Below are 19,411 nucleotides of genomic sequence, written 5' to 3'. Positions count from 1 at the left end.
ATCGGGCCTCACGCCCGCTGCACGAAACTGTCCACGACCTTCTTCTCGCCGGCCTTGTCGAAGGCGATGGTGAGCTTGTTGCCGTCGATCTTGGTGACGCGGCCATAGCCGAATTTCTGGTGGAAGACGCGGTCTTCCAGCGAGAATTCGGACGTCGTGCCGGTCGATTTGGCGACCAGCTCGCCTTCGATCGTCAAGGGCCCGCGCCGGCGCGAGGAGAAGCTGCCGAAATCGGGGCCGGATGACGAGGAGGAGAACGTCGCTGCCTCTTCCTCAAAACCGCCGCTTCGACCGCCGCCGCGATTCCGGTTCGCCTGCGCGCGCTGCCAGCCCGGGGTCGAATAGCTGGAGCCGAACGCCTCCATGTCGTCGAAGCGCGAGGCGCCGTAGCCGCCGCTGCCGCCCCATCCGGAGCCGCCCTTGGATTCCGTGATCTCGACATTGGCCGCCGGCAATTCGTCGAGGAAGCGCGACGGGATCGTGGTCGACCAGGCGCCATGGATCCGGCGATTGGTCGCGAAATAGATCTTTGCGCGGCGCCGGGCGCGGGTCAGGCCGACATGGCCGAGCCGGCGCTCTTCTTCCAGGCCGGCGCGGCCCTGCTCGTCCAGCGTGCGCTGGCTCGGGAACAGGCCTTCTTCCCAGCCCGGCAGGAATACGTTGTCGAATTCGAGGCCCTTGGCCGAATGCAGCGTCATTAGCGACACGGCATCGTCCTCGGCGCCACCCTCGCGGTCCATCACCAGCGAGATGTGCTCCAGGAACCCTTGCAGGTTCTCGAACTCCTCCATCGAGCGCACCAGCTCTTTCAGGTTCTCCAGCCGGCCCGCGGCGTCCGCCGAGCGGTCCTTCTGCCACATCTCGGTATAGCCGCTCTCGTCGAGCACGATCTGGGCGAGATCGGTGTGCGCGGTGACCTCGCGCTGGGCACGCCAGCGGTCGAACTGCGCGATGAGATCGCGAAGCGAGCCGCGCGCCTTCGGCTTCAGCTCGTCGGTCTCGACCACGGCGCGCGCCGCCTCGAACAAGGGAATGCGGCGCTTGCGGGCGTGGTCGTGCAGCATCTGCACGGTGGCATCGCCGAGCCCGCGCTTGGGCGTATTGACGATACGCTCGAAGGCGAGATCGTCGGCCGGCGAATTGATGACGCGCAAATAGGCCAGCGCGTCGCGGATTTCGGCGCGCTCGTAGAAGCGCGGGCCGCCGATGACGCGATAGGGCAGGCCCAGCGTGACGAAGCGGTCTTCGAACTCGCGCATCTGGTAGGAGGCACGCACGAGAATGGCGATCTCGTTGAGCTTCTCGCCCTGGCGCTGCAGCTGCTCGATCTCCTCGCCGATGCCGCGGGCTTCCTCTTCCGAATCCCAGGAGCCCGTGACGGTGACCTTCTCGCCGTCCTGGTCCTCGGTGCGCAGCGTCTTGCCGAGCCGGCCTTCATTGTGCGCTATCAGGTGCGAGGCGGCGGCGAGGATGTGGCCGGTGGAGCGGTAGTTGCGCTCGAGGCGAACGACCTTGGCGCCAGGGAAATCGTGCTCGAAACGCAGGATGTTGTCGACCTCGGCGCCGCGCCAGCCATAGATCGACTGGTCGTCGTCACCGACGCAGCAGATGTTTTTGGCCTTCTCCTTCTCCCCGCTTGCGGGGAGAAGGTCGGGATGAGGGGGAGTCTCCACGAGCTCGGTGCTTGGAGAGTCGCCCTCACCCGCATCGCTTCGCGATGCGACCTCTCCGCGCAAGCGGGGAGAGGTGGAAGACGGCGCCTGCGACAAGAGCCGCAGCCACAGATATTGCGCGACGTTCGTATCCTGGTACTCGTCGACAAGGATGAACTTGAAGCGCTGCTGGTACTGCCTGAGAATATCCGGGTGCTCGCGGAAGATGCGGATGTTCTCCAGCAGGAGGTCGCCGAAGTCGGCCGCGTTCAGGATCTTCAGCCGCTCCTGATAGCTCGCATAGAGCTTGCCGCCCTTGCCGTTGGCGAACATCGCGGCCTCGCCCGACGGCACCTGCGAAGGCATCAGGCCGCGGTTCTTCCAGCCGTCGATCAGGCCGGCCAGCATCCGCGCCGGCCAGCGCTTCTCGTCAATGTTCTCGGCCTGCAGCAGCTGCTTGAGCAGCCGGACCTGGTCGTCGACGTCGAGCACGGTGAAGTTCGACTTCAGCTGGGCCAGCTCGGCATGGAAACGCAGGACGCGGCCGCCGATGGAGTGGAAGGTGCCGAGCCACGGCATGCCTTCGACGGCGTGGCCGAGCATCTGGCCGAGCCGGTGCTTCATCTCGCGCGCGGCCTTGTTGGTGAAGGTCACCGACAGGATTTCGGCCGGGCGGGCGCGGCCCTGGCTCAAGATGTGCGCGATGCGCGTGGTCAGGACGCGGGTCTTGCCGGTGCCGGCGCCGGCCAGCACCAGGACCGGGCCGTCCAGCGTCTCCACCGCCTCGCGCTGCTCCGGATTGAGCCCGGCGAGGTATTTCGGGCCCACCGAGGCGCGCGCACGCGCGGCGATGCCGCCGGCTGCGGGCTGGTGGTCGGGTACGGCTGTGATCTTGCTCGGCTCGGTCATGCGAATCATCGGCCCCACGATGGCACCGCGGGGTGGTGGAAGGGAGCCTTCTTAACAGGGATTGGTGCCTATATGGGGCGCCGGGCCGGGTTTTCCACGTGCGCGTCAGGCCGATTTGTTCCAGCTGAGCCGGCGAATTTCGCTCCCGCCGGGACCGGAACTATCGTTCCCGCGTCGAGATTGTCAGGACAGGTGGCGCGGCCAGCCGCGTCGATCGCAGACAACATCAAGACGAGGGTTTGACCATGCTAGGCTGGGTTGTGACGTTTCTGGTTATCGCACTGATCGCCGGCATCCTGGGCTTCGGCGGCGTCGCCGGCGCTTCGATCGAGATCGCCAAGATCATCTTCTTCATCGCAGTCGTTCTGTTCCTGGTCTCGGCCGTCGTCGGCCTCGCCCGCGGCCGCAACAGAATATAGCGCGCCGTAGTTTACCTCTCCCGTAGGGAGAGGTCGGATCGCATCGCAAGATGCGATCCGGGTGAGGGGTTACAGTCTCGCTTGGTGCTGCAGCCCCTCACCCGGATTGCTGCGCAATCCGACCTCTCCCCGGCGGGAGAGGTCAATCCCAGGCAGCACCGCGCTGCTAACGCTTCGAGGGCATCGCCACGCTCCGGCCGATGCCCTCGGGTCGCGTCAAGGCGCTGTGGGATTTGGCGACCCCTGCAATGCGCTGCCGGATGTCGGGCGGAAACGGCGCAACGCGCCGCGCATTCATGTCCATGTGCAGTGACATGTTCTCAGACGTCGCCGACAGCCAGCCCTCGGTGCCGTGCCGCATCTCCTCGAATGTGTGCAGCCGCTTGTCATCGGCGTTCAGCAGCCACACCAGGATTTGCACGGGATCGCCGAGATGGATCTCGCGCAAATAGCGCACGTGGCATTCGGCGGTGAAGGTCGAGCCGTTGCACTCGGTCTTGTAGACCGGGCCAATCCCGAGCTCGAGCCAGAACTCGTCGATCGCCCGATCGAACATCACGTTGTAATAGGCCATGTTGAGATGGCCGTTATAGTCGATCCATTGCGGCTCGACCTGCATGATCGAGGAGCGAAACGGCTCTGCGATCGGGGCTGTGGCAGTCTCCGGCATGTGTCCTTCCCAAGCTATGCGTCCGGTCCCTTGACTTGACCGGTTATATGTCCTTTGCCACGGTCTCTTCTCGTCGGGAGGAATTCCGTGGGTACGACCATCACCAATAATCCGCCGCGGCCGGAGCCGAAAGCCCTCGCAAGCGCGCTGGAGCAGCTTGCCGCGCGCTTCGGCAACCGCCTCATCACCTCGCAGGCCGTGCGCGAGCAGCACGGCCATACCACCACCTGGATTCCCAACCAGCCGCCCGATGGCGTGGTGATGGCGCAGGAGACCGCCGACATCCAGGACGTGGTGCGGATCTGCGCGAGACATCGCGTGCCCGTCATTCCCTTCGGCACCGGCACCTCGCTGGAAGGGCAGGTCAACGCGCCCGCCGGCGGCATCTCGATCGACCTGCGCGACATGAACAAGGTGCTCGCGGTGCATGCCGAGGACCTCGACTGCGTGATCGAGCCCGGCGTCACCCGCAAGGCGCTCAACGAGCATCTGCGTGACCAGGGACTGTTCTTCCCGATCGATCCCGGTGCGGATGCCTCGCTCGGCGGCATGGCCTCGACCCGCGCCTCCGGCACCAACGCGGTGCGCTACGGCACCATGCGCGACAGCGTACTGGCGCTGAAAGTGGTGCGCGGCGACGGCGAGATCATCACCACGGGCACGCGCGCCAAGAAATCGTCCGCGGGCTACGACCTGACGCATCTGTTCGTCGGCGCCGAAGGCACGCTCGGCATCATCTCGGAATTGACGATCCGCCTGCGCGGCATCCCCGAGACGATCGCGGCCGGCGCGGTGTCGTTCGAGACCGTGCACGGGGCCTGCCAGGCCGTGATCCTGGCGATCCAGACCGGCATTCCCGTCGCGCGCATCGAGCTGCTCAATGCCGCGCAGGTGAAGGCCTGCAACGCCTATTCCAAGCTGACGCTGCCGGAGACGCCGCTGCTGCTGATGGAATTCCACGGTAGCGAGATCGAGGTCGCCGAGCAATCCAAGGCGTTCGGCGAGATCGCGAGGGACTGCGGCGGCGGCGATTTCTCCTGGACCACCAAGCCGGAGGACCGCACCAAGCTGTGGCAGGCGCGGCACGATGCTTATTGGTCGGTGAAGGCGCTGCGGCCCGGCGACAGCATCGGCGTGGTCGCGACCGACGTCTGCGTGCCGATCTCGCGGCTCGCCGATTGCGTCAGCGAGACCGAGGAGGATCTCAAGCGGCTCAATTTGCTGTCGCCGATCGTCGGCCATGTCGGTGACGGTAATTTCCACTGCTCGCTGGTGTGCGACACCAACGACGCCGACGAGATGGCGCGCGGCGAGGAGTTCATGCATCGCCTGGTCGAGCGTGCGCAGGCGATGGACGGCACCTGCACCGGCGAACACGGCATCGGGCAGGGCAAGCAGAAATATCTCGAGGCCGAGCTCGGCCCCGAGGCGCTCGACGCGATGCGGGCGCTGAAGCAGGCACTCGATCCGCTCAACATTTTCAACCCCGGCAAGATCGTGCCGGAGGCCTAAGGGCCAGTGCATCTCTGACCGGGAACTTTCGGCAATCCTGCCGGTTCCAATTCCCGCCAATTTCCGATGCTCAATGGCAGGGCTTTGCGCGGGAGGGTGCGATGGTGCGACCGGTCGTTGGAATTGCCGCGGTGGCCTTTGCCTGCATGCTTGCGGGGGCCGCGTTCGCGAAGGGCGGACACGGCGGCGGCCATGGAGGTGGCCATGGCGGCGGGCGCGGCGGCGGTCACCACGGCGGCCATTTCCGCGGCCACGGCGGCGGGCATGCGCATGGCGGGCATCATCGCGGGATGCGGTTCACAACCGGCGCCCGGCGTGGCGGCCCGAACTTCGGTCAGATCCGCAATGCCGCGATCCGGCCAGCGAACTTCCGCAACGCATGGAACGCCGGCGCATTCCGCAACGGCCGGCTGATCAGCAATCCGGCGGCCCGCGCGCAGATTGCCGCAGCGGCGGCACTCGCCGGCTGGAGCGGTGCAAGCAGCGGATGGTGGCAGCATCCCGGCGGCGGCTACGGTTGGGTCGGGCCGCTGTTCTGGCCGTTCGCCTATAACGACCTCTACGATTACACGATCTGGGGCGACGGGATCGCCTTCTGGGGCTACGGCTATCCGGACATCTATGCCGGCATTTTCGGCCCCTATGGCTATGATCGGCTGTCGGCCTATCTGCCGCAGCAGCCGCAGGGACGGCGGCGGGCGCGCAGCGCGCCGCTCGATCAGCTCTGCGGCAGCGATCGCCGCGCCATCGTCGGCCTGCCGATCGATCAAATCGCAGCCGCGGTGCAGCCGACGAACGCGCAAGGCGCTGCTCTCGATGCGCTAGGCAACGCCTCGGTCGACGCGGCAGCGTTGATCCGCACCTCCTGTCCGACGCAGGCCGCAGCGACGGCGCCCGGCCGGCTCGCCGCCATGCAGCAGCGGGTCGAGGCGATGCAGAAGGCCGTCGATCTGGTTCAGCCTGCGCTGGACCAATTCTATGGCTCGCTCAACGACGAGCAGAAGGCGCGCTTCAATGCGCTTGCCGACGATCAGCGTCGTGCCGCGGCATCGAACAATACAGGTGGATCGTCGGTGCAGACTTGTAGCCCGTCCGCCGCGTTCGATTGGCCCGGCGCCACGATCGAAGAACGGCTTCGTCCCAACGACACTCAGCGCGCGGCACTCCAGGTGCTCCAGGACACCAGCGCTAAAGTTAGCACGTCGCTCAAGGCGTCCTGCGAGCCCAATGAGGTGATGACGCCGCCGGCCCGCATGGCCGCGATCCGCAAGCGTCTCGATGTCATGCTGGACGGAATCAAGTCGGTCCGGGCGGCGCTCGATGATTTCTACGCCACGCTCAACGACGAGCAGAAGGCGCAGTTCGAGGCGATCGGCCCGCGCCGCATGTCCTGAACGCCGCGAGCAATTGAAGACCATTGGTGGGGCAATGAAGTGGTTCGCGAGGCGAGAGCCGGCAGACGTCTGGGACGAGCCGATCGGGGGGCCGCTCGGCGACATCGAAGCAGCCGACCGGATTCGCAACATCTGCCAGGCTGCGCGGGCGATCGCCGAAGCCGCCGGCGCTTCGGCGCCGACCAGCACGCGCGAGCGCTATGAGCGCGCAGCCCGCGCTGCCATGGAGATCGCGATGAAGATCTCCGACGATCTGATGCGCGACGACGCCGTGCGCCGCATCGTGGATCTCTGCATGAAGGCTGAGGACATCAAGACGGCGCAGATCTTGTCGCGTGCGATCCAGGCAGGCTGGATTCGAGAAGCCGTGCTCCGGGACCATCCGGCCCTGTCGCAATAAGCTCGGCTCGCGCGATTGGCGCGAGCCGAATGTTGCTGGTGCCGGACCGGCTCAGTATCTGCGGTAGCCACCGCTGTTATGGTCGCCGCCGCGGCCGCCCATTCCCATGCCGAGGCCGATCCCCACGCCGATGCCGATGCCCTGCATCACGGCCTCCGGCGGCGGGCCGCGATCCGGCGGCGGTGCGCGCTCGTAGACCACTTGCTCGGACGGCGGCCGTCGCTTGGGCGGCGTCTCGACCACCTTGCGCTTCGGCGGGGTCTCCTCGACGCGCTTCTTGATCACGGGCGGGACCGGCGTTGCCGGGGTCGCGGGCGTCGAACACGGGCAGGTCGGCGCCATCGCGACCGCGACGGGCGTCGCCGCGGCGGCGACGGGCACGGCGTAGTTGCGGTTCTGCACGCGCAGCAGCAGCCGGCGCGCGGTTGCCGCGAGATCGCTGTTGTCCCAGTTCGCCAGGTATGCCTCGAACGAGGCGCGGGTGTTGATGGCGGTGGCACGCTCCCACGCCAGCATCTGGCGACGCCGCTCCAGCACGGTGCGAAGGCGCGGCGTGCGGGTGTCCTGGGCGTACAGCTCGATATAGGCCTGATACGCCTCCACGGTGTCCTCGGTGATCACGAGCTCATAGGCGACCATGGCCGGCTTGCCCTGCAATGTCTTGCGCCAGTCTGCGACGCTGCGCGTGCCGCCGGCGAGCGCCATGGCGGATGCGCCGGGAAGAGCGGGCGTGCTGCCGCCGCTCTCGCCAAAGAACCTGAAATCGGTGGTCAGCGAGGAGCTTTCCCAGGGGATCTGCCGGCCGTCGGTCGACTGTGCCACCGCGACGCGGATGCGCTTGAACATCTCCTCGATCGGCAGGTTCGGCTGCTTGGCGACCGTCAGCACGGCCGTCGTATAGGGGCTGTCGAGGCCGTTGCCGTCCTCGGCCTCGGCGCCGGGCGAGGTCGAATAGGAGATGAACGAGCCGGGCGCGCCGGCCTTGGTATCGACGATCGCAAGGCCGTGGCCGGCGCCGCTGAGCGCTGGGAACGGGTTGTTGCGGCAGGCATCGAGCATGAAGATGCGCGCCCGCGTCGGCAGCGCGCCGAGCGTGTTGAGCATGTCGTTCAGCCGCACGCCCTGCAGCGGGATGTCGGCCTCGCGCTTGGGATCGAGATCGACAGGCACCAGATAGTTCTCGCCGTCGATCTGAAGGCCGTGGCCGGCATAGAACACCAGCGCGACGGTGTCGGGGCCGCTGGCACTGACCTTGCCGGCGAAGTCCGAGATCGCCGCGCGCATCTCGGTTTGGGCCAGATTGGCCGCCGTGGTGACGGTGAAGCCGGCACTGCCGAGCAGCTCCGTCATGCCCTTGGCGTCGTTGGCGGCGTTGGGCAGCTCCGGCACCGTGCGATAGGCCGATTGGCCGATTACCAGCGCAAGCCGCGCTTCGGCGGCCGCGTCCGTCGGCGTCACCAACTGGGTGAGTGCGAGAAGCCCGGACGCAACAAGCAAATTCGAAAAGACTGGACGGCGCATGATGTCACCTCCAACGGCAATGCGCACGATGATGTCACTATTTCTAAGTCCGCGCCATGAGGGCGTCTGTGCGCTGGATCACTCAGGGGCCGCGGCAAAATGGGGCAGGGTATCTGCCGGAGCCGTCCCTGTGCTAGACGTTTCGACCGCGCTGCCGCGGGCATTCGGCTATTGAAGGAGGCTTGTCGTGAAGGTTCTGCTCGCGCACACCCCGGAGATGCGGCGCAACTATTACGGCGATCGCAGCCTGAACGGCCTTCGTGCGGTCGCCGAGGTAATCCTGCACGAGAAGGATGAGCCGCTGGACGCAGCCAGCCTGGTGCGCGCAGCCAAAGACGCCGACATCATCGTCGCCGACCGCATGACTGAAGGGCGCGGCGAGATCTTTGCGCAATTGCCGCATCTGCGGGCCTTCGTCCGTTGCGCCGTCGACATCCGCAACGTCGACGTGGATGCGGCCTCGCAAGCCGGCGTGCTCGTGACCCGCGCCGGGCCCGGCTTCGTGCAGGCCGTGGCCGAGCTCGCGCTGGGCTTCATGGTCGATCTCTCCCGCGGCGTGTCGCGGACCACCGCAGATTACCAGGCAGGCCGCAAGCCGGAAGCACGGATGGGCCGCCAGCTCGCCGGCAGCCGGATCGGCATCATCGGCTACGGCAGCATCGGGCGCTACCTCGCCGAGATCACAAGAGTGCTGCGCATGGAGGTATTGGTCTCCGATCCCTTCGTAACCGTCAGCGATGCCGCGATCCGGCAGGTCGGTCTCGACGAGCTCCTCGTCGCATCGGACTATGTCGTCTGCCTAGCCGTCGCCAACGCGCAGACCGAGAATCTGATCGGGGAGGCGGCGCTGGCGCGCATGCAGAAGCATGCCGTCTTCATCAATCTCTCGCGCGGCAATCTCGTCGACGAGACCGCACTGGCGCACGCGCTGCGTGAGGGCCGCATCGCCGGCGCCGCCATGGATGTCGGCCGCGCACCGGACCAGATGCCGACGCCCGAGCTCGCCAGGCTGCCGAATGTCATCGCGACGCCGCATGTCGGCGGGCTGACGCCGCAGGCCATCGAATACCAGTCGCTGGAGACGGTGCGACAGGTCGAGGCCATCGCAAGGGGAGAAATCCCGCAAGGTGCCGTCAACGCCGACCGCTGGACGCGGCGGCCGTGAAGGGTCTCAAAGCCGGTCCACCGCCTTGAACGTCCCATCCTTCTGGATCACCGTCAGGAACACCTTCGGCGGCGTGTCGAGCATGCGTGTGCCGACGGTGACGATGCTGCCGCTGATGTCGAAACGGCCGGTATCGTTGATGGCGCGCAGCAGGCTGGCGCGGGTCGGATTAGGGCCGGCCTTTTCCAGCGCCGCGGCCGCAAGGCGGCCGGACAGATAGCCTTCCAGCGAGACGAAATCCGGTGTCAGCGTAGGGTCGAACGCCTTCTGCGCCGCCTGGTAGTCGGCGACGAGCTTGAGCGAGCGGTCCCAGGGAAACGGCACCACCTGCGAGACGATGACGCCGTCGCCCTCCGGGCCGAGCTCCGCGGCGAGCGCAACGGCGCCGACGAAGGAGATGTTGACGAAGGTTGGACGAGCGCCGCTGCGGCGGGCGAGCTTGATGAACTCCGCGCACGGACCATAGGTCCCGACCATGACGATGGCTTCGGGGTCGGCGCGCTTGATCATGCGCCAGGCCTGGCCGACCGCGCGGGTGTTGCGCTCGTAAGTGCCCTCGGCGGCGAGCTCGAGCCCGCGCTTGGCGAGCGCCCGCTTCACGCCGACAAGCCCGTCGCGGCCGAAGGAATCGTCCTGATAGAAGATGCCGATGCGGGTGAACTTGCGATCCTCGGTGAGATGCTTGATCCAGGCTTCCGCCTCCGCGCCGTAGCTGGCGCGGATGTTGACGACGTTCGGAAGCTCGAGATCGCGCAGGAACTCGGCGCCGGTGAACGGGCCGATGAAGGGCACGTTCCTGGAGCTGGTGATCGGTATCGTCGCCATCGCGGTCGGCGTGCCCACCGCACCGATCAGCGCGAACACCTTGTCGTCGTCGATCAGACGCAGCGTCTGCGCCACCGAACGGTCGGGATCGTAGCCGTCGTCGCGGCTGATGAGCTGGAGCTTGCGGCCATGAACGCCGCCCTTGGCGTTGACCTCGGTGAACGCGGCGACGATGCCTTGCCGCATGCGCTGTCCCAGCGCGGAGGAGGGGCCTTCCAGCGCCGCGGCCTGGCCGAGCAGGATCGCATCCTCGCTGATGCCGGCCTCGTCGCCTCTCGCAACCGGCATGGTGGCGGCCAGAAGCGCGACGGTCAGGACGACGGATCTCGCTGATCGAAATCGATGCATCGGGAGGCTTTGCCGGATCATGGGAAGGAAACCTTGCGCAACATAGCCTTGCGAGCCTGAATAGCTCGCTAAGCGGCACGACTCAGATAGGCCGTAGTACACCGGGGAAAACCGGCAACTTATGTCGAGAAAGCCGGGATCGTTCGCGCACTTCGTTAACTAATTTCCGCATTGCGGTACGACCAGTTTGCGAAATTGTGCACTTCTTAACCGCCGTCTTGTTCCGATAGCGGCACCGGCACCTCAACCAGAGGTTCGGTTCGTCGCGGATAGGGGACGGCGGCTTCAAGATGGGCGGTCGCGATCAGAACGATCAGGATCGGAGACGTAGAGGCGGATGGTGGCGTGCCGCGCCGCTGCTCGGGCTCTATCGTCCTGCGCTCGTCGCGGTCGGCGTCGGCCTGCTGTTCTCGATCGTAGGCGCTGCCGCCGTCGCGCGGTGGGAAGATCGCGTCAACAAGATCGAGTTCGAGAACGCGGCCGAGACCCAGGCGATCGTCCTGCAGAACGGCATGAACGAGTACATATCGAGGCTTCTCGCGCTGCGCACGCTGTTCGAATCGACCAACGAAGAAGTCACCCGCAGCGAATTCGAGACCTTCAGCGCCCGCTTGTTCGAGCGTCACCCCGGAATGCTGCGCATTTCCTGGTTGCCGCGCGTCAACCGCAAGGAGCGCGCGGAATACGAGGCCGCGGCGGTCCGGGATGGTTTGTCGAGCTATCACATCAAGGCGCTGCAGGGCGAGAGCTTCGTCACCGCGCCCCAGAGCGACGAATATTTTCCGGTGTTCTACTCGACGCAGCCGAAGACCTCGTCGGTCTACGGCATGGACTACACGACCGTTCCGGAGCGACGGGCGGTGCTGGAGCGCGCGCGCGACAACGATCGCGTCGCAGCCATGCGCACGCGCCTGTTCGGGCCGAAGGACAGCGACCGGCCGTCCTATGTCCTCGTCGTCGTTCCCGTCTACGCCAAGGGAACCTCGCGCGAGGAGATCGCGGACCGGCGCCGCAATATCGCCGGCGTCGTGGTCGGCGTCTTCGACCTGCCGCTGCTGATCCAGTCCATCCGCGTGACCACCGGAGCCAGCCCGGCGGTCAGCATGACGGTCTTCCCGCCGTACACGGCGCAGATCGTCAGCCTCGAGCAGATGCTGCCGGATTATGCGTCGGCCGCCTCGGCGCTGCGGTCGATGCGGGACATCGCGCGGACCCTGCACTGGTCGGGCAGTCTCAAGATCGGCGACACCGATTGGCAGGTGCGGGCGGTTCCGACCGCCGGCGGTCCGCTGGCGACGTCTTACGACCGCGCGGTTGCGGTCCTCGTCGTCGGCATGCTGCTGACGCTGTCGCTGTCGACCTATCTGATGCTCGCCAGCCGCAATTCGCGGCGGCTGTCGCTGGCGAACCGGCGGGTGCTCGAGCTTGCCCAGACAGACATTCTCACGGGATTGCCGAACCGCGCCTTTTTCCTCACCCGCCTCGACGAGATGAACGGCAAGTTGAGCGTGAGGGGCGAGCCCTTCGCGATCCTGATGCTCGACCTCGACCGCTTCAAGAACGTCAACGATTCCCTCGGCCACGCGGCCGGCGATGCGCTGCTGCGCCAGGTGGCGCAGCGGCTGAAATCCGCACTGCGCGCCACGGACGTGCTGGCGCGGCTCGGCGGCGACGAATTCGCCATCATCCAGCAAGCCGGCGAGCACCAGCGCGCCTGCTCGACCGATCTGGCGGCACGGATCGCCAAGCTCGTGAGCGAGCCGTTCCTGCTGCCCGGACACCGCGTCGAGATCGGCACCAGCATCGGCATCGCGATCGCGCCGGATCATGGCAGCGATCAGGAGCAGCTCCTGAAGAAAGCGGATCTCGCGCTCTACCGTTCGAAATCGGCCGGCCGCAACTGCTTCACTGTTTATGATGAGGCGATGTCGGCCGAGCTGGAGGCCCGCAACACGCTGGAAGGAGATCTGCGCGACGCCATCGCGCGCTGCCAGCTGGAGGTGCACTACCAGCCGTTCGTCGATGCCCTCAGTGGCGAACGACGCGGCTTCGAGGCGCTGGTGCGCTGGCGGCATCCGACGCGCGGCCTGATCCCTCCGGACCAGTTCATTGCGCTTGCGGAGGAGACCGGGCTGATCGTGCCGCTCGGCGAATTCGTGCTGCGGCGCGCCTGCGCGGACGCAGCCGCCTGGCCTGCCGATCTCATGATCGCCGTCAATCTGTCGCCGATCCAGTTCAAGGAAGCCGAGCTGTTCGACATGATCTGCGCGGCGCTCGCCGATTCCGGCCTGCCGCCGCAGCGGCTCGAGATCGAGATCACGGAATCCGTGCTGCTGGAGCGCGGCAGCGAAAACCACGCCTTCATGGAGCGGTTGAAGCAGCTCGGCGTCGAGCTCGCGCTCGACGATTTCGGCACCGGCTATTCCTCGCTCAGCTACCTGACCGCGTTCCCGTTCGACAAGATCAAGATCGACAAGTCGTTCATTCGCAACCTGACCCAGCAGCCGCGCTCTTCCGCCATCATCTCCTCGATCGTGACGCTGGCGCGCGGACTGGACATGTCGGTCACCGCCGAAGGCGTCGAGACGCGCGAGGAGTTCGACCGGCTGAAGGCGCTCGGCGTCAATTTCGCGCAAGGCTATCTGTTCGGCCGGCCGCAGCCGATCGAGCGGATCCTGTTCGACGCGCCGGTCAAATCCTCACGGCTCGACGCTGCCTGAGCGCACGCCTCGTCCTTCGAGACGACCGCTTCGCGGTCTCCTCAGGATGAGGCTGAGCGGCATCCGTGCCCGTTGAAACGGCTGCCGCGCATTCGGTCCTCATCCTGAGGAGCCCGCCTAAAGCGGGCGTCTCGAAGGATGGCCGCGAGGCCGCTCTCATTTTCAACGGCGTTGCTGCCCAGCGGGCATGCGCGAAAAGCGCTTGACCCGGACAGGCCCGGATGGTCCGAAGAACCGTCTAGGGATGAAACAAGCACACAACATGCGGCTTCCGTTCTTCTACGGCTGGATCGTCGTCGCCGTGACCTTCGTCACCATGGCGATCGGCGTCAACGCGCGCACCGCCTTTTCGCTGTTCTTTCCACCCATCATCTCCGAGTTCGGCTGGGAGCGCGGCGTCACGGCGGGCGCCTTCTCCTTCGGCTTCGTGGTGTCGGGCGTGGTCAGCCCGCTGATCGGCCGCCTGATGGACCGCGCCGGTCCGCGCGCGGTGATGGAGCTCGGAATCGTGCTGATGGGCGGCGGCCTGCTGCTGGCGCCGCTGACCAGCGCGCCGTGGCACCTCTATGTCACCATCGGTGTCATGGTCGGTGCCGGCAGCGTCTGTCTCGGTTATTCCGGCCAGTCGCTGTTCCTGCCGAACTGGTTCATCCGCAAGCGCGGCTTCGCCATCGGCATCGCTTTTGCCGGCGTCGGTATCGGCTCGGTGACGCTGCTGCCCTGGGTGCAGCACATGATCGAGCAGACCGGCTGGCGCACCGCCTGCACCGCGATGGGCCTGCTCGTCCTGATCGCGCTGGCGCCGATCAACCTGCTGCTGCACAAGCGTCCCGAGGACATCGGGCTCCAGCCGGACGGCGATACCGCCCCCGCCGCGGGCGCGGCAAGCCCGGTCTCCAATGTGGTCGATCCCGACTGGGTCAACACCGACTGGACGCTGCGGCGCGCCGTCGCGACCGCGCGGTTCTGGTGGATCGCCCTCGGCTATTTCTGCGGCCTGTACATCTGGTACGCGGTGCAGGTGCACCAGACCAAATTCCTGCTCGATATCGGCTTCAGCCCCAGCGTTGCGGTGTGGGCGCTCGGCATGGTCAGCCTGCTCGGCATTCCCGGCCAGATCCTGCTCGGCCATGTCTCCGACCGGATCGGCCGGGAATGGGTCTGGACGATCAGCTGCGCGGGTTTTGCGATCTGCTTCGCCGCACTGATGGCGCTGAAATTCTCGCCGTCATTGTGGCTGGTCTATCTCATGGTGTTCACGCAAGGGGCGTTCGGCTACGGCCTCACCTCGATCATGGGCGCGGTGGTGTTCGAGATCTTCCAGGGCAGGCACCAGGGCAGCATCTTCGGCACGATCATGCTCGCGGCGCTGGCGGGCGGTGCGGCCGGACCGTGGCTGACCGGCGTTCTCTATGATCGCGTCGGGGACTATACGCTGGCTTTTGCCCTCGCCATGGTGGTGAGCGGGGTGTCGGCGCTCGCGATCTGGCGGGCGGCGCCGGGCAAGGTGAGGGCCGTGGCCGGCCGGCTGCACAAGCTCAAAACGGGATCCGAATAGGTCCAGTACGCTTCAAGATACCTTCGGCGTTTTCGCGAAGCGTTAATCATGCCGCCTCTTGGCGCAGCGCGACCGGATTGCAAAAACGTCTTGGACACCATCGGAGCGTTAACCTCTCGCCGATTGCCGCATTTCCCGATGCCGCTGGTCCAGACGATGTCCGCCTCCGATCACCTTGCGACAGAAATTCCTGACATGCTGCGCGCCGCGCTCGAACGCGCCGACGACGGCATCGTCATCGTCGATGAGGCGCATCGCATCACCCATTTCAACCCCGCCGCGGAGCGGATCTGGAAGCTCGCTGCCGCCGAGGTGCTCGGCCGCGATGCCGCCGTCCTCACCCTCAAATGTCTTGGGGTCGGTGCGACCGCGGATTTCCGCGAGGAGATCAGTCTGGTGCGGCGCGACGGCAGCCGTATCAAGGCGCAGATCGCGATGTCGTCGGCGACGGTCGACGGCGCGACCCATCACATCGTGTTCGCGCGCGACGTCACCCTCGATGCCGAACGCCGCGCCAGGATCGGACTTCTCCACGCGGTCTCCGACCAGACCAACCGCGTGGTGATCATCACCGACGTCGAGCAGAACATCGTCTACGTCAATTCCGCGTTCACGACGCTGTTCGGCTATACCAGCGAGGAGGCCGAAGGCCGCCGCGCCCGCGAGCTCATTGCCGGCCGCCACACCGATCGCAAGGCGGTTGCGAAGCTCGTCAAGCGGCTGATGCATGGCGGTCACGGCGCCGAGGCCGAGGTGCTCGTCTACGACAAGGATGGTGAGGAGATTTGGGTCTCTGCCCGGATCGACGCCTTCCGCGACAAGAAAGGCCGGGTCAAGCACATCTTCGCGCTGCTCGAGGATATCACCGAATCCCGGCAGTTGCGCTCGCTGCAGCAGCTGATCATGGCGGCGCTCGCCGACGAGGCGCCGATCACCGAGATTGCCGATCGGCTGTGTCGCCGCGTCGAGCAGATCGCGCCCGGCGTCGTCTGCTCGCTGCTGCACGTCGATGCCGCCGGCCTGCTCCATCCGCTGGGCGGTCCGAGCTTGCCCGAGGACTATTCCCGTTCGCTCGACGGCATCGCGATCGGTCCCGAGGTCGGCACGTGCGGAACCGGAGCCTTCTACGGCATTCCGGTTCTGGTTGCCGACATCGATGCCGATCCGCGCTGGCAACCCTACAAGGCGCGGCCGCTCGAAGTGGGCTTGCGCGCCTGCTGGTCGACGCCGATCAAGGCCAAGGACGGCCGCGTCATCGGCACCTTCGGCTTCTATTATCGCGAACCGCGGGCGCCGAGCAGATGGCACCGCCAAATCGTCGATGCCTGCGTCAACCTCGGCGCGTTCGCGATCGAGCGCAAGGAGGCGCGCGCCGAAATCGCGCGGCTCGCCTATCACGACATGCTCACCGGCCTGCCGAACCGCGCGCAGCTGCGCCACCTGATCACGACCGCGATCGATGCCTGTCCGGCCGGTGGCCATGTCGCGCTCGCCTTCCTCGACGTCGATCATTTCAAGGACGTCAACGACACGCTCGGCCACGCCGCCGGCGACGAGCTCTTGATCCTGCTCGCACAGCGCCTGCGCGAGCAGATCGGTCCCGAAGACATGCTGGGGCGGCTCGGCGGTGACGAGTTCGTCATCCTGCTGCCGCAACGCAATGCCGAGGCCGCCGAGCGCATCGCGGCCGGGATCACCGAGGCCCTGTCCGCACCGTTGCGGCTCGGATCGAAGCTGATGCCGATGTCCGCCAGCATCGGAATCAGCCTCTATCCCGATCACGCCACCGACATCGACACATTGATGCAGCAGGCGGACGCCGCCATGTACATGGCCAAGCAGGCCGGACGCTCGACGCATCGCCTCTTCAGTGCCGAGATGAACGTGCTCGCGGAGCAGCGGCTGGCGCTGATCGCGGCGCTGCGCCGCGCCGTCGCGGAAGGTGCGCTGAGCCTCAACTACCAACCGCAGATCCGCAGCTGCGACGGCGCGATCCACGGCGTCGAGGCGCTCGCGCGCTGGCGCGATGCTGAGCTCGGCGACGTCTCTCCGGCAAAGTTCATCCCGCTCGCTGAGGAATGCGGGCTGATCGAGCAGATCGGCCTGTGGTCCGTGCGCGAGGCCTGCCGCCAGATGGCGAGCTGGCGCCGCGCCGGGCTCAACATCCCCTGCGTCTCGGTCAACCTGTCGCCGATCAATTTCCGCAACGTCACGCTGGCCGCGCGGCTCAAGGACATCCTGGCCGAGCACGATCTGCGGCCGGACGCGCTGATGCTGGAGATTACCGAAGGCGCGTTCATGCAGGACGGCGCCGCGGCGCTGGAGACGATGAACGCGATCCGCGAGCTCGGCGTCGGCCTCTCGGTGGACGATTTCGGCACCGGCTATTCCAGCCTCAGCCGGCTCGCGCATCTGCCGATCCGCGAGCTGAAGATCGACCGCAGCTTCATGCGTGACATCGAGCAGGACGCGGGCGCGCTCGCGATCGCCACCGCCGTGGTCCGCGTCGGTCAGGGCCTCGGCATGAGCGTGGTCGCCGAGGGGGTCGAGACCGAGGGGCAGCGCAGCACGCTGGCCGAGCTCGGCTGCGACATCGTCCAGGGCTTCCTCTACGCTCCCCCGCTGCCGCCGGCCGCCTTCGAGCGCTGGCTGATCGAGCATTGCGCCGAGCAGGCGAGGGCGATGCTGGGAAGGCTCGATGTTGCGGCAGTCGGACACGAGGCGGCGAAGCGGACGGCGTAGCTGCCTTGGGCGATATTCCCGGCCGATAGGAACGCATCTGCGACAGACGGTTTGGTGTACGGCATCCACCGGAGAGGCACCGCGCCATGGTCCGAGGCAATAAGCCGCCTGGTGGACTTGGGGCTTGCGTTGCAGGCCGATCCGGATAATCAGAAGGTGCGCGCTCGCAAAATGGCCGCTGACAAGATCGACCGCATGGGCGATGCGGCAACGACGGCGGAGGATAGGGCAACCCGCAAGCAGCATCTGCTCGATGGGCCCAACGAGTTCCGCCGGGTGCGAATTGATCGGTCCAAGCGCCGCAAGCCGACCCGAGAATAGGCCGAGCAGCAACCAAGCCGCCACAGCGGCGGACGTCGAATTCACGACGGAGGACAAGCCATGAGACGGAATTCCCAATCGCGTGCGGTAACCGAGGCGAACAACCTGTTCAAGCAGACCGCGACGAAACCAGCGACTGATTACCAGAAAGCAGACCAGGCCTTCCACGCAAATCGCGAGCGGCTAAAGGCCGAACGTCTGGCGAGGGAGGCCGAGCGACAAAGCCCCTCCGAGAAGACGAGTTAGTGTCGCATAGGCACGCAGGCGGGAGCGCCTTCAGAGCGGCCTTCGTCTATGACGAGAGCTGGACCGGTCTACCAGGATGTCGCTCATCTCGGAGATAATCGCGCTTCAGAGCATCGACAGGACGACAATCCCGTCTTCGAGCTCTCCTGAAGCCAGGCGCGCCCGCGCCATACGCTCGAATTCCGTGCGATGCTTCTGTAGATAGCTGAAGGCCTGCTTCTGCGTGTTGAATGTCGTTGCAAGCCGGCACATCTGCCGATTTGCGCCGGACGCGAGAAAGAAAGTGATGGTTCCGTGATCTGGCTTTATGCGAGGCACGATCTGCACTCTCCGGCATGGGATCGGCACTTCAGATTTCGCCGGCGGCGTTGGACGGCTATCGCGCCAGCTTCCTTGTCCGCTTCTTGAGCTTAGGCACCGGCAAAGTCGACCGAAGAGCTTCATCGGCCGCTTCCCTTGCCTGGCGCGCCTCTCGGAGCCGCGCCATGTTCTTGCGAACCTCGATGGCTTGCCTTTCCACGTCCGCCAATGCCCGCGCGCCCTCTTCAGCGGCCAGGCGCTTGCGATCGGAACGCGCAATGCTTTCGGGTGACGGCTCTGCCGGCTTCTTGCTGCTCATCATTCACCCGCAAAGACTAAACCCGCTCAATCCAGGGATTGAGCGGGCAAAGCGACCGTTTCAGTACATCCGTGAAACGGCGCCACGATATCAAGCCAGCGAGAGGTTCTCGGCGCTGGACTTGCCCCGCATCTTGTCGGTCTTGATCTCGAAATTGACCTGCTGGCCCTCGCCCAGACCAGCGAGCCCAGCCCGTTCAACGGCGCTGATGTGAACGAACACATCGTTGCCACCGTCGTTTGGCTGGATGAAACCGAAGCCCTTTTGGCCGTTAAACCACTTGACCGTACCTGTCGTCATTGTCTTCTCCAAAGCGCGCGAGCGCATCCCGCGCGACAATCGCGCGGTTACCTTCAACTTCGTCGATGTCTTTGGAAAAGGAGCCCGCGG

Annotated in this window: 17 protein-coding genes; 10 read left to right on the top strand and 7 right to left on the bottom strand. The window is 66.1% G+C overall.

Annotation, left to right across the window (positions count from 1 at the left end; translation table 11 throughout):
- Positions 1–8: 8 nt before the first annotated feature.
- Positions 9–2,570 carry an ATP-dependent helicase gene (locus tag ABIA45_RS20045; protein WP_404653333.1) on the bottom strand — a complete coding sequence of 854 codons (2,562 nt, stop codon included), beginning with the start codon at positions 2,568–2,570 and terminating at the stop codon, positions 9–11.
- 236 nt (positions 2,571–2,806) lie between these two features.
- Here ABIA45_RS20045 and ABIA45_RS20040 point away from each other — a divergent pair, with 236 nt between their 5' ends.
- Complete coding sequence (locus tag ABIA45_RS20040; RefSeq protein WP_036006471.1) at positions 2,807–2,980, top strand: DUF1328 domain-containing protein; 174 nt, start codon at positions 2,807–2,809, stop codon at positions 2,978–2,980.
- 166 nt (positions 2,981–3,146) lie between these two features.
- Here the strand turns inward: ABIA45_RS20040 and ABIA45_RS20035 are convergent, their stop codons facing one another.
- On the bottom strand, positions 3,147–3,650 hold the full coding sequence (locus ABIA45_RS20035; RefSeq protein WP_271540728.1) for a thioesterase family protein: 504 nt from the start codon (positions 3,648–3,650) through the stop codon (positions 3,147–3,149).
- 87 nt (positions 3,651–3,737) lie between these two features.
- On the opposite strand from ABIA45_RS20035, the gene ABIA45_RS20030 reads away from it, so the two are divergent.
- The 3 genes from ABIA45_RS20030 to ABIA45_RS20020 all read left to right on the top strand — a co-directional run bounded on the left by ABIA45_RS20030 (position 3,738) and on the right by ABIA45_RS20020 (position 6,956).
- Entirely contained in the window at positions 3,738–5,162 is a 1,425-nt protein-coding gene (locus tag ABIA45_RS20030; RefSeq protein WP_271540727.1) for an FAD-binding oxidoreductase, read from the top strand.
- 101 nt (positions 5,163–5,263) lie between these two features.
- Positions 5,264–6,556 carry a Spy/CpxP family protein refolding chaperone gene (locus ABIA45_RS20025; RefSeq protein WP_275497599.1) on the top strand — a complete coding sequence of 431 codons (1,293 nt, stop codon included), beginning with the start codon at positions 5,264–5,266 and terminating at the stop codon, positions 6,554–6,556.
- Between the two features lie 34 nt (positions 6,557–6,590).
- Positions 6,591–6,956 (top strand): hypothetical protein, encoded by a 366-nt coding sequence (locus tag ABIA45_RS20020; RefSeq protein ID WP_036037392.1) that lies wholly within the window; start codon positions 6,591–6,593, stop codon positions 6,954–6,956.
- Positions 6,957–7,007: 51 nt separating this feature from the next.
- On the opposite strand, the gene ABIA45_RS20015 is transcribed toward ABIA45_RS20020, so the two are convergent.
- Positions 7,008–8,477: a caspase domain-containing protein gene (locus ABIA45_RS20015; RefSeq protein ID WP_404543339.1), complete on the bottom strand. Its 1,470-nt coding sequence runs from the start codon at positions 8,475–8,477 to the stop codon at positions 7,008–7,010.
- A 187-nt stretch (positions 8,478–8,664) separates the two neighbouring features.
- Here ABIA45_RS20015 and ABIA45_RS20010 point away from each other — a divergent pair, with 187 nt between their 5' ends.
- Positions 8,665–9,642: a hydroxyacid dehydrogenase gene (locus ABIA45_RS20010; RefSeq protein WP_271540724.1), complete on the top strand. Its 978-nt coding sequence runs from the start codon at positions 8,665–8,667 to the stop codon at positions 9,640–9,642.
- Between the two features lie 6 nt (positions 9,643–9,648).
- On the opposite strand, the gene ABIA45_RS20005 is transcribed toward ABIA45_RS20010, so the two are convergent.
- Positions 9,649–10,815 carry an ABC transporter substrate-binding protein gene (locus tag ABIA45_RS20005; protein WP_271540723.1) on the bottom strand — a complete coding sequence of 389 codons (1,167 nt, stop codon included), beginning with the start codon at positions 10,813–10,815 and terminating at the stop codon, positions 9,649–9,651.
- A gap of 290 nt (positions 10,816–11,105) precedes the next feature.
- Here ABIA45_RS20005 and ABIA45_RS20000 point away from each other — a divergent pair, with 290 nt between their 5' ends.
- The 5 genes from ABIA45_RS20000 to ABIA45_RS19980 all read left to right on the top strand — a co-directional run bounded on the left by ABIA45_RS20000 (position 11,106) and on the right by ABIA45_RS19980 (position 18,402).
- On the top strand, positions 11,106–13,535 hold the full coding sequence (locus tag ABIA45_RS20000; protein WP_157284734.1) for an EAL domain-containing protein: 2,430 nt from the start codon (positions 11,106–11,108) through the stop codon (positions 13,533–13,535).
- 262 nt (positions 13,536–13,797) lie between these two features.
- Positions 13,798–15,093: an MFS transporter gene (locus ABIA45_RS19995; RefSeq protein WP_404655711.1), complete on the top strand. Its 1,296-nt coding sequence runs from the start codon at positions 13,798–13,800 to the stop codon at positions 15,091–15,093.
- Between the two features lie 156 nt (positions 15,094–15,249).
- A complete protein-coding gene (locus ABIA45_RS19990) occupies positions 15,250–17,835 on the top strand; it encodes an EAL domain-containing protein (RefSeq protein ID WP_404655710.1) in 2,586 nt (861 codons plus the stop codon).
- 51 nt (positions 17,836–17,886) lie between these two features.
- Positions 17,887–18,156 carry a hypothetical protein gene (locus tag ABIA45_RS19985; protein ID WP_404653332.1) on the top strand — a complete coding sequence of 90 codons (270 nt, stop codon included), beginning with the start codon at positions 17,887–17,889 and terminating at the stop codon, positions 18,154–18,156.
- Between the two features lie 60 nt (positions 18,157–18,216).
- Complete coding sequence (locus ABIA45_RS19980) at positions 18,217–18,402, top strand: hypothetical protein (protein ID WP_404653330.1); 186 nt, start codon at positions 18,217–18,219, stop codon at positions 18,400–18,402.
- A 105-nt stretch (positions 18,403–18,507) separates the two neighbouring features.
- Here ABIA45_RS19980 and ABIA45_RS19975 read toward each other — a convergent pair whose 3' ends face one another.
- From ABIA45_RS19975 to ABIA45_RS19965, 3 genes are all read right to left on the bottom strand, one after another.
- Positions 18,508–18,729, bottom strand: a complete 222-nt coding sequence (locus tag ABIA45_RS19975) for a hypothetical protein (protein ID WP_027572524.1) — start codon at positions 18,727–18,729, stop codon at positions 18,508–18,510.
- Between the two features lie 49 nt (positions 18,730–18,778).
- Entirely contained in the window at positions 18,779–19,021 is a 243-nt protein-coding gene (locus tag ABIA45_RS19970; protein ID WP_157284815.1) for a transcriptional regulator, read from the bottom strand.
- Positions 19,022–19,111: 90 nt separating this feature from the next.
- A complete protein-coding gene (locus ABIA45_RS19965; protein WP_197961561.1) occupies positions 19,112–19,321 on the bottom strand; it encodes a cold-shock protein in 210 nt (69 codons plus the stop codon).
- Positions 19,322–19,411 lie beyond the last annotated feature (90 nt).

This window comes from Bradyrhizobium sp. USDA 336, from assembly GCF_044908355.1.
Classification (GTDB): Bacteria; Pseudomonadota; Alphaproteobacteria; order Rhizobiales; family Xanthobacteraceae; genus Bradyrhizobium; species Bradyrhizobium yuanmingense.
This window is presented reverse-complemented; position numbering and strand designations above follow the sequence as displayed.